Here is a 12,706-nt window from a genome sequence, read left to right as displayed (position 1 = left end):
CCGCAGGATGTCAGCATGGATGGCGCTGATGATCCGACCGTAGGCCGGATCATCACTAGTGACGCCTGTGTGCAGGATGGCGCGGATTGGCTCGTTGCTCATGACCCGCGTTTTGCAAGGGCCATTGATCTCTGTGGGCAGCTGCCACTACGCCGTAAGCCGGAAGGTTTCGCCGAGTTATTGAGCGCAATCGTTAGCCAACAGGTCAGTGTAGCCTCCGCCAATGCTATATGGGGTCGGATGGTTGAGGCGGGGCTCAATACGGAATCGGCAGTTGCTGTTGCCAGCGAAGACGAATTGCGCAGCGCAGGCCTTAGTCGACAGAAAATACGTTACGCCCATGCGTTGGCTCAGGCCCGGATCGACTATGATGCTCTGCGGAGCCAACCGGATGCCGAGGTGATCAAGATCCTCACACAGGTCTCAGGCATCGGCACCTGGACGGCAGAGATCTACGCGATGTTCTCGCTCGGGCGCGCGGATGTGTTTGCCCATGGAGATCTGGCCCTGCAAGAAGGGGCGCGGGTGCTTCTCGATTTACCTGATCGCCCAAAGCCTGCTGAGATGAGACGCATCGCCGAGGCCTGGTCTCCCTGGCGGTCGGTTGCGGCGCGCGTGCTCTGGGCCTATTACCGGGTGGCAAAGGACAGGGAAGGGATCCGATGACACGAGTATTGAAAGCCGAGCGCAAAGCACCTTTGTCGGGACAGACCCGATCAGTGGTTGTGTTTCTGCATGGCTACGGGGCGAATGGCGCTGACCTTCTGGGGTTGGCTGATCCGCTCGGCGAACATCTGCCGGACACGCTGTTTGTGGCACCCGACGCGCCGGAGCGCTGCGCTGGCACCCCGTTTGGCCTCCAGTGGTTTCCAATTCCTTGGATTGATGGATCGTCAGAAGAGGAATCGATGCGAGGGATGACAGCATCGGTTGAGGATCTGAACGCGTTTCTCGATGCATTGATGGTAGATGAGGACGTTCTACCAGAGCAGGTTGTGCTCTTTGGATTCTCCCAAGGCACAATGATGAGCCTGCATGTCGCACCGCGCCGTGAAGACGCAATTTCCGGGGTTGTGGCTTTCTCAGGCCGACTGCTGTCGCCCGAGACGTTGAAGGATGAGGTGGTCTCCAAGATGCCCATACTTCTGGTCCATGGTGACGCTGATGATGTTGTGCCACCGCAATCGTTACCCGAGGCAGCCGACGCACTGGGCGAAGCTGGGTTTCAGGATGTTTTTGCACACATCATGAAAGGGACCGGCCACGGAATCGCCCCCGATGGACTCAGCGTGGCGCTGGCCTTCATGCGGGATAAGCTCGGCCTTTGATCCACTAAGGATCGGTATTGGATCAAGCTTGCCACTCAAAATCGAGAGTCGCGCGGTTCAACGCTTACGCGGCTTTCGTGGTTTTCTGGGCGGCTTCGGTCCATCTGTTGGCCTTACTGATCCGCCATTGTTGGTTGCGGCCTGACGCCGGGCAATCGCCTGCCGGTTTGGGGCAGGTTTAGGCTTTGGCGGGCCGGGAATAGCTGGCGCTTCCAGATCATCCCAGGTTCCTGGCGCTAATCCATCAAGGGTCCAGATCCCGATAGCGGCACGGATCAGGCGCAGCGTCGGATGGCCAACCGCGGCTGTCATCCGTCGAACTTGCCGGTTTTTCCCCTCACGGATGGTCAATGCAATCCAACTGTCGGGGATGGACTTGCGTACCCTGATTGGCGGATTGCGCGCCCAAATGCCATCTGGTTCGGTGATCAGTGCGGCCTTTGCTGGGCGGGTTAGCCCGTCCTTCAGCTCCACACCTTCGGCAAGCGCCTGTATCGCGGCAGCATCTGGCGTGCCTTCGACCTGCACCCAGTAGGTCTTTGGCATTTTATGCTGAGGATCAGATATCCAGGCCTGCAAGCGACCTTCGTCGGTCAGCAGCATCAGGCCCTCACTGTCGCGATCTAATCGGCCGGCGGGGTAAACACCCGGTAGGTCAATCCAGTCGCTGAGAGTTGCACGTGGGCTGCCTTTGCTGCCGCCATCAGTGAACTGAGGCAGCACGTCGTAGGGTTTGTTAAATCGGATCAATTTGGTCATGTGCCCGCAATAGGCAGAGGGTAGGGTGCTGACAAGGGGAACAGGGCGGATGGGTGATGTCTCAGACTGTCCTTAGGTGCCCCGTTCGGGGTTGTTACGCGGCTGTCATGGAATCACCCTACCGCTTGACCCAGTGACAGGCTGAGATCCCACACAGATCATTGATAATGGGGGCTTGCCAGTTGCCCGACACGATATATAGTTAATTCTAAGCAGGGGCGGGCTCCCCGCTCTGGTGTCGAAACGCAGACAGACAGGGCGATTGAGTCGTTGCAGAACATGCAGATCCATCAGCAACAAGCCAGACCACAGTGGAGCGCTGCCGAACCTATTGGCGCGGACTTATCTGTGACCCAGTATAGCTATGTTTCGCTGCGATTGAGACCGCGAACCGGTCTGCGAATACGTGTTTGGCCAATGCCGAGCCATATGTCGGTCCAGTCGCGGACCTCTGGCTCCAAGATAACTGATCCAAAGACAAGCGCGTGGGCTCCACGCGCTTTTGTTTTTTCTAATACCGGGACTTTTCAACGCGGTGTCTTCAGCGCGTTCAGGGTTTCTGGTCAATGGCTCCGGTCCGGGCGCAGGCCACTGTCATTGGAACGAGGAGGTGCAGCATGACCGTCGCCGTTGGTAGTCTCAGAACGTTGATTCTGAATGCAGATATGCAGCCGCTTAGCTGGGCGCCGCTGTCTGTCTGCAACTGGCAAGATGCCTTTGTCGCCGTTCATCAGGAGCGTGTGATTCAGGTTAAGACCTATGAAGATGTCGCGGTGCATTCGGCCACGGAAGCCTTTGAGGTTCCTGCTGTTGTTGCGCTCAAACGCTACCGCAAGCGTAAGAAGGTGGCCTTTACGCGCTATAACGTATTTCTGCGCGATGAGTTCTGCTGCCAGTATTGTGGCCAGAAGTTCGCAGCTAAGGATCTTACATTTGACCATGTAATCCCGCGCAGTAAGGGTGGGGCTTCGTCCTGGACGAACATCGTGGCCTGCTGCAGCGCTGATAATCTGCGCAAGGGCAATCTGACGCCTCAGGAGGTCGGATTGAAACTGCGCCGCAAAGCCTTCGTTCCGACGCCGCACGAATTGGATGCCATTGCCCGGCGCCTACCGCGACCAAAACCGGAACTGCACCAGACGTGGATGGATTTTCTCTACTGGGATAGTGAGCTGGACAGTTAAGCGATTAGAAACATAGGTAATTGCAAAGAAGGCCCCGACCAAAATGCTGGGCCTTCTTTCGTTTACACAGAGCTGGAATTAGCTCTTTGCGCGTTGGACCATGCCAAAGAGATCACGCGGATCATCGGGATCGGCCAGCATATCCAGCTCAAGAAAGAAATCGGTGCCCTTGATCTGGTCGCGGATGTAGCGCAGAGCTGAGAAATCCTCGATCGCGAAGCCTACACTGTCAAACAGAGTGATCTGCTTATCATCACGCCGCCCAGGTTTCTGACCCAGGATCACCTGCCACAGCTCGGTGACCTCGAAATCTTCGGGCATCTGCTGAATTTCGCCCTCGACGCGTGTCTGGGGCGGGAATTCAACAAATACGTCGGAGCGTGTAAGGATGCCCGGTGCAAGCTCTGTCTTACCGGGGCAATCCCCGCCAATCGCATTGATGTGGACACCGCTGCCGACCATGTTGTCGGTCAGGATAGTGGCGCACTGCTTGTCGGCGGTGCAGGTTGTCAGGATCTGAGCGCCTTCGATGGCCTCTTCCGGTGTCTTGCAGGCTACAACGGTCAATCCGCTGGCTGCGAGGTTGGCTGCGCATTTCGCGGTGGCGGCAGGGTCGATGTCATAAAGGCGGACCGACGACAGGCCGCAGATCGCCTGCATCGCCAGAGATTGAAATTCGGACTGTGCGCCATTGCCAATCATCGCCATCGTAGTAGCGCCTTTGGGGGCGAGATGCTTGGCAACCATGGCTGAGGTCGCGGCTGTACGCAGGGCCGTCAGAATGGTCATTTCCGTCAGAAGCACCGGATAGCCGGTGTAGACATCGGCCAAAAGGCCAAAGGCAGTGACAGTCTGAAGTCCCTCGGATGTGTTCTTAGGATGGCCGTTTACATATTTAAAACCATAGGCTTCACCGTCCGATGTCGGCATCAATTCGATTACGCCCACGTCGGAATGGCTGGCGACACGGGGTGTCTTGTCGAACAGCTCCCAGCGTTTGAAATCATCTTCGATATACGCAGCGAGATCTTTCATCACGGTATCGATCCCGACATGATGAACAAGGCGCATCATATTGTCGACGCTTACAAAAGGCACAAGCGCCTTATCGGAGGGTTGGGTCATGAGTGGATCCTTTCACTGGGGCTACAGCGGATGTTGCCAACATGCGGTGCACCGGCCCGCCAGCGGTTTCGAGTGTTTGTATGGAATGCGTCAGCAAGGTTGTGCAGCGCTTATTGATAGCTCCGTGTCGGACGGTCAAATACCCGGCGTCCCAAGGCTGACGCACAGAGGTCGACCATAAGATGCGCGGTGCGGCCACGTTCATCCAGAAATGGGTTCAATTCCACCAGATCAAGCGAGGTCATCAGACCGGAGTCATGCAGCATCTCGCAGACCAGATGCCCCTCACGCACCGTGGCTCCGCCGGGCACCGTGGTCCCCACGGCTGGGGCTACAGCTGGATCAAGGAAGTCCACATCCAGCGAGACATGCAGCATGCCATTTGCCTCAGCCACCCGGTTGAGGAAGGTCGACAGCGGGCCAGCAATGCCGTTTTCGTCAATTTCACGCATATCGTGGCGATGGATATTGCTGGCCTCCAATGCCAGACGTTCTGGCGTATCAACCGAGCGCAGGCCGATCATGCAGACATTTCCTTCTGGGACCGGGTTTTGAACCTTGGGAAAGCCTGCAAAATCCGGGCGTCCGGTGAAGTAAGCCACAGGGGTTCCGTGAAGGTTGCCACTGTCAGAGCTTGCAGGCGTGTGGAAATCGGTATGTGCGTCCAGCCACAATACGAATTGCGGGCGCCCTTCTTTGGCGGCGTGATTTGCGACCCCGGCCACTGAGCCGAGCGATAATGAGTGGTCGCCCCCCAAGAAGATAGGCAAGCCACTCTTCATGGCCTCTTCCGCAGCACGGATCAGGCGATTGGTCCAGCCAATGGTCTCGTTTCGGGCAAACACAATACCGTCGTTGGTATCTGCCTCGTGGTTTGCTGGGCGCAAGTTGCCTTGGTCGATAACCTTATGACCCAAGCTTTCGATGGCGCGTCCAAGACCGGCGGTGCGATAGGCGTCGGGGCCCATCAGGCACCCAGCGCGCCGCTTTCCGCTGTCTACGGGGGCGCCAATCAGAATACAGGTCTTGGAAGTCACGCACTCGTCTCCTTTGTCAAACATGTACACTCATAGAAATCTCCGATTTGAGGTAGAATATAGCATTCAAATCGCCCATATAGCATGGTGAGTGTTCAAGACGGAGAGTAAATTGGACAAAACGGATGAGCGCCTGATCGCAGCACTGCGCCATAATGCACGTGCTTCTCTGTCCGATCTGGCATTGCAGCTGAACCTGTCACGCACCACGGTTCGGGCCCGGATAGAACGATTGCAGGCGAAGGGCGATATCCTGGGGTTCTCAGTTGTACTGAAAGAGGACGTACTGCGCGACCCGGTGCGTGGGTTGATGATGATCGGTATCGAAGGTCGCGGCACCAGCCGCATTACCCGGCAGCTTCAGGGGCTGCCGGAAATCAGGGCTATTCACACCACCAACGGGCGTTGGGATTTGATTGTCGAGCTGGGCACCGAAACGCTCGAAACTCTTGATGCCGCTCTTGCCAAGGTTCGCACATTCGAGGGTGTCGTGAGCAGCGAAACCAGCTTACTGCTTGCCACCAAGAAGGACAGCTGAACTCTAGCCTCCAATGGCACACCAGTGACGTCCCGTTGCGCGCCCGCGTTGATGCGGACTTTAGATCCGGTTTTTGCGCATATGGTTCGCCGCAGCAATCCAGATCATAGCCAACAGGAGTGAGGCGATTGCATTCCAACTTGCCATGGACATGCCGAACATCTCCCACGGAACATCGTCACAACGCACCAACGGCGCGGACATGATCTGCTGCATAAGGTCTTCGGAGCTGAGGTCGCCAATCGGTCCGGAAGTGCAGGAGTTCGGACCTTCCCACCAGCCATGCTCCACTCCTGTATGATATGCACCGATACCAGCGGTCACTGACGCTGCCAGCGCACCAAGGTACGGCAGGACGGCCATCGGCAATGCCAGAGCCAAAATTCCGATCGCAATTGCGCCTCCATGCGGATAACGCTGCCAGATACACAGTTTACATGGTGGCATATCGCCGATGTACTGAAATCCAAAGGCACCAAGCAATAGTGCAGCTGATCCGGCAGTGGCAATCAGGATGAGGAATCGGCTCATATCTATAGGACCTTTAGTGCGAAAAATCCGCCGAACAACAACACGACAAAGATTGTAAAGACAAGGCCCAGACGGCGTTCGATAAAGTCGCGGATGGGCGCGCCAAATTTCCACAGTAGCCCGGCAACCACGAAAAACCGCAATGCGCGCGCCATAATAGAGGTCGCGATGAAGGTTGCGATGGGCATTCCTGTCCAGCCTGACATTATTGTGATCACCTTGTAGGGGAAGGGCGTGATGCCCGCGATCAGAACTGCCCAAAACCCAAAATCATTAAAACGCTGATTGAAATCCGCCATGGCATCGCCTTTGCCCATTGCGGCAAGGACGGGCTGTCCGATGCTGTCGTAGAAAAACGCTCCTATCGCATAGCCAAGCAAGCCTCCTGCTACTGATGCAACCAAGGCAACCAGCGCGATCAACCAGGCCCGCGAGGGGCGGGCCAGAATCATTGGGATCATGAGCACATCAGGTGGAATCGGAAAAACCGAGCTTTCGATGAAGGCAACGCCTGCCAGCCACCATAGAGCCTTTGGGTGATCGGCCAAGGCCATGGTTCGGTCATATAGCGCGCGCAGCATTGTCGAGGCTCTCTCCTTGGCGGTCTGTTTTGAGCGGTGCCACGCGGGCGCGGGCAGGTCAACCGCCATCGTCGACCAAGGTCAGGGAATACACGCACACTGTGTTGTGAATTTTCCCACTTCAGAGCACGATTTCGCTATGGACCTCCGCCGCGGGCTTGGGTAGGAACAGGGCAGAGGCCCAAGTGGCGGAATGGTAGACGCAGGGGATTCAAAATCCCCCGCTGGTGACAGCGTGCCGGTTCGAGTCCGGCCTTGGGTACCATGAAAAGCAGAGAGTGCGTTCTTCGCCTCTCTGCTTTTTTTGTTTTAAGTCAGTTTGTTGTCTGGCGCCGAGCCTCAGGCTTTCTCAGGTTCGTATCTAGCTTCAGGCCACGCGATTTGCAGAGGCCGCTAGCAGAGTTTGCGTATAGGGATGCTGAGTCTGACCTGCACGCATGGCATCAATACTCAGGATTTCGACAATCTTGCCATGTTGCATCACTGCGGCCTGATCGCACATATGGGCTACGACCGCGAGATCATGCGACACCATGACAAAGGTGAGCCCCTGTGCCGCACGTAGATCACTGAGCAGATTCAAAATTTCCGCCTGCACCGAGACATCGAGCGCGGAGGTTGGCTCATCCAAAAGTAGGATATCCGGTTGGGGTGCTAAGGCGCGCGCGATGGCAACACGTTGGCGTTGACCGCCGGATAGTTGGTGGGGGTAGCGAAAGCGGAAGGAGGGACCAAGCCCCACATCCTTCAGCAGTTGGTCAACCCGATCATCAATATCACGAAACCCATGTAGATGCAGCGTCTCGGAAAGCACCTGATCGACCGATTGGCGTGGATGAAGCGAAGCATATGGATCCTGAAACACCATCTGAACGGTTTTGTAGAACTCTCGGTCTCGGGTCGGGCCTAACCGCTTTTCTTCTACGGTGATCTCTCCATTCCATTGTGGTGCGAGACCGGTGATCGCTTTTAGGATGGTTGATTTTCCAGAACCGCTCTCCCCGACGAGGCCAAAGCTGGAACCCGTCCGAACCGAAAGAGAGGCGGATTTCACCGCATGGACCAAGGCGTGCCGTTCACCGAAATAAACGTTGAGGTCTTTGATATTCAAGGCTGTTGTCATCACCGCCCCTCCACACTTGGAGCATCCCGCCAGGCGGGATCACGTTGTAGAACTTCCAGCCGGGGGCGGGGTGTATCAAATCGGGGAAGGCTGCCCAAAAGCCCCTTGGTATAGGGGTGCTGCGCTTCGTGCAGGCGGTTGGCATTGCAGACTTCGACAATGCGGCCGGCATACATGATCAGGACCCGGTCGCAAAACTGCGACACCAGATTAAGATCATGGCTGATAAAAATCAGGCCCATGCCGCGTTCCTTGACCAGTCGATCCATGATCGACAGCACTTGCCCCTGAACCGAGACGTCCAGCGCCGATGTCGGTTCATCGGCAATCAGGATCTCGGGGTTCGGTATCAGCATCATGGCAATCATGATGCGCTGCCCCATGCCTCCGGACATCTCATGTGGATATGCGGTCATCACGCGTTCCGGATCACGGATCGACACCGATTCCAACATCTCCAACGCCTTCTGGTGGGCCTCGGCTTTGGTTGCTTTGGCATGCAGGCGGTGCGCCTCTATCAGTTGGTCGCCGATTGTCATCACGGGGTTGAGCGAAAACTTGGGGTCCTGCATCACCATAGATATCTGCTCACCACGCACTTTGCGCATACCACGCTCGGATTTTTCAAGCAGGTTCTCGCCGTGAAGCGCGATTTGATCCGCCTCGACCATGCCTGGTTTGCGGATGAGCCGTAGGATCGCACGGCCAGTCATGGATTTTCCTGACCCGCTTTCGCCAACAATACCAAGTCGCTCTCGCCCGAGCGTAAACGAAACGCCGCGCACCGCATCAAAGATACCGTTGCGGGTAGGGAAGCGAACCCAAAGATTTTCTACATCCAATAGCGGGCTCATGAGGCGCTATCCTTCGGATCCAGTACATCGCGCAAGCCATCGCCGAGCAGGTTGAACGCAAGGGATACGGCAAAGATGGCCAGACCGGGCATCGTGGCAACCCACCAATGATCAAGAATAAACCGGCGGCCTTCAGAGATCATTGCTCCCCATTCAGGACTTGGCGGTTGTGCTCCAAGGCCAAGGAACCCAAGACCGGCAGCCGCCAGGATAATCCCGGCCATGTCTAACGTGACCCGTACGATCAGCGATGAGACACATAGGGGCCAGATATGTTTGATAATGATCCTTAGCGGTCCTGCACCTTGCAGGCGAATGGCACTGATGTAGTCTGAGGACCGGATTGTCAGTGTTTCCGCACGCGCCATACGCGCATAAGGCGGCCACGCAGTAAGAGAGATCGCCAAGACTGCATTCTCAATCCCGGCACCAAGTGCAGCAACAAAGGCCAGCGCCAGTACCAGCCGCGGAAAGGCCAGAAAAATATCGGTGATCCGCATCAGAATGATATCGGCCCAACCGCCGACATAGCCGGATACAGTGCCAACCAGCAGTCCGGCGATTGGTGCAATCATTGCAACCAAGGCGACGATGTAAAGCGTGATACGAGCACCATGGATCAACCGGCTCAGGATGTCGCGGCCAAGTGAATCTGTGCCCAGAAAATGTCCCTCGGTACCAAGTGGCTGCAGCCGATTGGCCAGGTTCTGCACATAGGGATCATGTGGTGCTATTACCGGTGCCAGTAGTGCGATGGATATCAGCAGGATCAAAATACCAAGCCCGACCATTGCCATGTGGTTCTGGCGCAGCGACAGCCAGCCTTGATACAGCGCTGCCATTCGTGCTTGGCGACGAGACGTCGGTGTGTCTGTCAGCAGCCAGTCTCGCAGGCCTTGTGGCGGGGTCGGTGTCGACGTTTGCGGTGACGTGCTCATTTCGACCTCGGATCAAAAATTTTGTAGAGAAGATCGGAGAATATATTGAGACAGATGAACACCAATCCTACGACGACAGTGCCGCCCAGTACCGCATTCATGTCAGCAGACAGGAGCGCTGTGGTGATGTAGCTGCCGATCCCCGGCCACGAGAATATGATCTCGGTCAGGACAGAGCCTTCGAGAAGGTTGGCATAGCTTAGCGCGATAACGGTTATTAGCTGCACACGGATATTGCGGAATGCATGGGTCCAGACGACAGCCCATTCGTTCATGCCTTTGACACGGGCGGTGGTAACATATTCTGCGGAGAGCTGCTCGAGCATAAAGGAGCGGGTCATCCGGCTGATATAGGCAAGGCTGTAGTATCCCAGCAGGGCTGCGGGCAGCACGATATGTGAAAACGCATCACGAAAGGCGCCCCAGTCGCCTGCTATAAGGGAATCCAGAAGGATCATACCCGTAACTGACGGGATCATGTCCTCGTAGAAAATCCCCTGACGGCCGGGTCCGCCAACCCAGCCCAGAATGCCATAAAACAGCAGCAGCCCCATAAGGCCCAGCCAGAAGATTGGCATCGAATAGCCTACCAGCGCGATCACACGTGCAATCTGGTCGATCCAGCTGCCGCGGCGTACCGCAGCGATCACGCCGAGCGGCACGCCCAGAATGCAGCCAAAAAGAATACCAATGGTGGCGAGTTCAAATGTCGCCGGAAACACGCGGGCAATATCAGAGGACACATCCCGCGCCGTCAGCAGGGAAGTTCCGAAATCGCCCCTTAGGACATCGGTGACATAGTAGAAAAACTGTACCGCCAGCGAGCGATCAAGCCCCAGCTCGCGGTAGGCGGCATTGTACTGTTCTTCGGTGGCACGTTCGCCGACGATGGCCAGTACCGGATCAATGGGCATCACCCGACCGATCAGGAAGGTCACAAACAAAAGGCCCAGCATTGTGACCGCGATGGACGAGAGCGTCACCAATGTGCCGCGCGCCCAGGGTGGGAGGGGCAGCCAAGGCCGCCGCTCCGATTCTGTTGCGAAATTCGCCATATTACTTGGTCACATCCCAGTAGGCGACCGAGGTGATCGCGCCACCAAGGCTAAGACCTTCGACATTTTTGGCCATACCTGCCTGTTCGATCAGCTGGAACATCACCGCAAACGGTGCGGTGTCACGGAATTGCGCCTGAATATCGTGATACATCACAGCGCGTTTTTCGGTGTCGCCTTCGATCACGGCAGCGGAGACATCTTCGGTCAACCCTCCGGTGTCCCAACCGTTGCGCCAAGCCAGCAGGCCCGTTGCATTGGCTTCGTCCGAGTTATCTGGATTATAGGCAAAGGTGCCTGCGTTTGTATGCGGATCGGGATAGTCCGGTCCCCATGCGCCCAAATAAATGTCCAACTCACGCGCGCGGTACTTGCCGAGGATCTGTTTGCCGGTGCCCACTTCTAGATTGAGTGTAATCCCTGCCTGAGCAAACGTATTCTGCATAGACTGCGCGATTTCCAGCCGTTCCTGTGCTTCACGCACACCGACGGTCAGTTCCAGATTTTCGACACCAGCTTCTGCCAGCAGGGCCTTGGCCTTTTCTACATCGAGCGAGAACGGGTTCTCGTCGACCGCACCCAGATAAGTTTTGGGCAGGAAGTTCTGATGTCCGACATACCAGTTCTTGAGGAAGCTGTTTTCCATGCCGTCATAGTCTATCAGATACTTCAGAGCCTGGCGCACCTGTGGCTTGGACAGTTCAGGGTGTTTCTGGTTGAACGACACATACATCAGGCGACCGCGCATCTCGCGCAGGACTTCGACGCCTTCAACGCCGGCAAGACCGTCCACATCCGACGGGGTAAGGTCGCGGGCCACGTCAATGTCGCCGCGTTCCAGCATCAAGCGTTGGGTGGCGCTTTCCTGCACGTGACGCACGATGACGCGCTTCATGGCCGCTTCACCACCGTAGTAGTTAGGATTAGCGGTCAGGGTGACGCTTTCCTTTGGCTTCCAGCTGGCGAGGGTGTAAGCACCGGAGCCCGCCGAATTGGTTGTCAGCCACTTGTTGCCCATGTCTCCATCGACTTCATTGGCCATGACCAATTCTTTGTCGACAATGGCACCGATGGTTGCTGTCAGGCAGTTTAAGACAAAGGACGTCGCATAGCGCTTGTCCGTGGTGATCGACAGCGAGTTGCCATCCACCTTGATGGTCTCATCAATATTTTCGGGGGTGAAGCCGAATTGTGTGATGATGAACGACGGTGTTTTATTGAGAAGAACCGCGCGCTTGAGCGAAAACGCGGCATCTTCGGCGCGGACCGGATTGCCGGATTGGAACGACACGCCGTCACGCATGGTGAAGGTGATGGTGCGCCCGTCTTCAGATACGGTCCAGCTTTTAGCCAGATCAGGCTGATACCCTGCATCGAGATCAGCAGGATCAAAGTTGACCAGCTTGCCATAGATGTTGCGGATAACATCAGCGCCCGCGAATTCGAAACTCTGCGCCGGGTCCAGGGTGGTGATATCGTCAATACGGTTGGCGATGACCAACATGTTGGCGGGCGTTTCAGCCAGGGTCGTCATCGGTGTCAGGCCGACTGCCAGTCCCAGTGCAGCCGTGCCAAGAAGGGTTTGAATGGTTTTCATTTTTAACTCCCTATCGTTTTTTTGATCTTTGAAATCTGCGCTGTTCTTAGCGTCTT

The 12,706-nt window shown here is 56.4% G+C and carries 14 protein-coding genes and 1 tRNA gene; 5 read left to right on the top strand and 10 right to left on the bottom strand.

Annotated features, from left to right (window positions below; translation table 11 throughout):
* Window positions 1–15: 15 nt before the first annotated feature.
* Together ACEWZM_RS00400 and ACEWZM_RS00395 are read left to right on the top strand one after the other, a co-directional pair.
* The gene (locus ACEWZM_RS00400; RefSeq protein ID WP_414007912.1) at window positions 16–666 is read left to right on the top strand and encodes a DNA-3-methyladenine glycosylase family protein; all 651 of its coding nucleotides are present in this window, start codon (window positions 16–18) and stop codon (window positions 664–666) included.
* Window positions 663–1,328, top strand: coding sequence for an alpha/beta hydrolase (locus tag ACEWZM_RS00395; RefSeq protein ID WP_414004557.1), 666 nt, complete (start codon window positions 663–665; stop codon window positions 1,326–1,328). The genes ACEWZM_RS00400 and ACEWZM_RS00395 overlap by 4 nt, the downstream gene beginning before the upstream one ends.
* A 57-nt stretch (window positions 1,329–1,385) precedes the next feature.
* Here ACEWZM_RS00395 and ACEWZM_RS00390 read toward each other — a convergent pair whose 3' ends face one another.
* Window positions 1,386–2,087, bottom strand: a complete 702-nt coding sequence (locus ACEWZM_RS00390) for a pseudouridine synthase (protein WP_414004556.1) — start codon at window positions 2,085–2,087, stop codon at window positions 1,386–1,388.
* 617 nt (window positions 2,088–2,704) lie between these two features.
* Between ACEWZM_RS00390 and ACEWZM_RS00385 the strand changes: the two genes are divergently transcribed.
* Window positions 2,705–3,271 (top strand): HNH endonuclease, encoded by a 567-nt coding sequence (locus tag ACEWZM_RS00385; RefSeq protein WP_414004555.1) that lies wholly within the window; start codon window positions 2,705–2,707, stop codon window positions 3,269–3,271.
* 78 nt (window positions 3,272–3,349) lie between these two features.
* On the opposite strand, the gene ACEWZM_RS00380 is transcribed toward ACEWZM_RS00385, so the two are convergent.
* The gene (locus ACEWZM_RS00380; RefSeq protein WP_414004554.1) at window positions 3,350–4,396 is read right to left on the bottom strand and encodes an ornithine cyclodeaminase; all 1,047 of its coding nucleotides are present in this window, start codon (window positions 4,394–4,396) and stop codon (window positions 3,350–3,352) included.
* A gap of 110 nt (window positions 4,397–4,506) precedes the next feature.
* Entirely contained in the window at window positions 4,507–5,433 is a 927-nt protein-coding gene (gene rocF / locus ACEWZM_RS00375) for an arginase (protein ID WP_414004553.1), read from the bottom strand.
* Window positions 5,434–5,545: 112 nt separating this feature from the next.
* On the opposite strand from rocF, the gene ACEWZM_RS00370 reads away from it, so the two are divergent.
* A complete protein-coding gene (locus ACEWZM_RS00370; RefSeq protein WP_414004552.1) occupies window positions 5,546–5,971 on the top strand; it encodes an Lrp/AsnC family transcriptional regulator in 426 nt (141 codons plus the stop codon).
* Between the two features lie 60 nt (window positions 5,972–6,031).
* Here ACEWZM_RS00370 and ACEWZM_RS00365 read toward each other — a convergent pair whose 3' ends face one another.
* Together ACEWZM_RS00365 and ACEWZM_RS00360 are read right to left on the bottom strand one after the other, a co-directional pair.
* Window positions 6,032–6,502: a disulfide bond formation protein B gene (locus tag ACEWZM_RS00365; RefSeq protein WP_414004551.1), complete on the bottom strand. Its 471-nt coding sequence runs from the start codon at window positions 6,500–6,502 to the stop codon at window positions 6,032–6,034.
* A 2-nt stretch (window positions 6,503–6,504) separates the two neighbouring features.
* A complete protein-coding gene (locus tag ACEWZM_RS00360) occupies window positions 6,505–7,083 on the bottom strand; it encodes a YqaA family protein (protein WP_414004550.1) in 579 nt (192 codons plus the stop codon).
* 179 nt (window positions 7,084–7,262) lie between these two features.
* On the opposite strand from ACEWZM_RS00360, the gene ACEWZM_RS00355 reads away from it, so the two are divergent.
* Window positions 7,263–7,348, top strand: a tRNA-Leu gene (locus tag ACEWZM_RS00355).
* Between the two features lie 102 nt (window positions 7,349–7,450).
* Here the strand turns inward: ACEWZM_RS00355 and ACEWZM_RS00350 are convergent.
* Genes ACEWZM_RS00350 through ACEWZM_RS00330 form a run of 5 tightly spaced genes read right to left on the bottom strand, consistent with a single transcriptional unit; the run spans window position 7,451 to window position 12,650 of the window.
* Complete coding sequence (locus ACEWZM_RS00350; protein WP_414004549.1) at window positions 7,451–8,206, bottom strand: ABC transporter ATP-binding protein; 756 nt, start codon at window positions 8,204–8,206, stop codon at window positions 7,451–7,453.
* Complete coding sequence (locus ACEWZM_RS00345) at window positions 8,206–9,060, bottom strand: ABC transporter ATP-binding protein (protein ID WP_414004548.1); 855 nt, start codon at window positions 9,058–9,060, stop codon at window positions 8,206–8,208. The genes ACEWZM_RS00350 and ACEWZM_RS00345 overlap by 1 nt, the downstream gene beginning before the upstream one ends.
* Entirely contained in the window at window positions 9,057–9,998 is a 942-nt protein-coding gene (locus ACEWZM_RS00340; RefSeq protein ID WP_414004547.1) for an ABC transporter permease, read from the bottom strand. The genes ACEWZM_RS00345 and ACEWZM_RS00340 overlap by 4 nt, the downstream gene beginning before the upstream one ends.
* Entirely contained in the window at window positions 9,995–11,053 is a 1,059-nt protein-coding gene (locus ACEWZM_RS00335) for an ABC transporter permease (RefSeq protein ID WP_414004546.1), read from the bottom strand. Before ACEWZM_RS00335 ends, ACEWZM_RS00340 begins: the two co-directional genes overlap by 4 nt.
* Before the next feature lies 1 nt (window position 11,054).
* On the bottom strand, window positions 11,055–12,650 hold the full coding sequence (locus ACEWZM_RS00330; protein ID WP_414004545.1) for an ABC transporter substrate-binding protein: 1,596 nt from the start codon (window positions 12,648–12,650) through the stop codon (window positions 11,055–11,057).
* Between the last annotated feature and the right edge of the window lie 56 nt (window positions 12,651–12,706).

Origin of the sequence: Phaeobacter cretensis, assembly GCF_047372505.1 — a bacterium.
In the GTDB taxonomy this organism is placed as follows: domain Bacteria; phylum Pseudomonadota; class Alphaproteobacteria; order Rhodobacterales; family Rhodobacteraceae; genus Phaeobacter; species Phaeobacter cretensis.
Note: the sequence above shows the minus strand (reverse complement) of the source record. Positions and strands in the feature narration are given on the sequence as shown.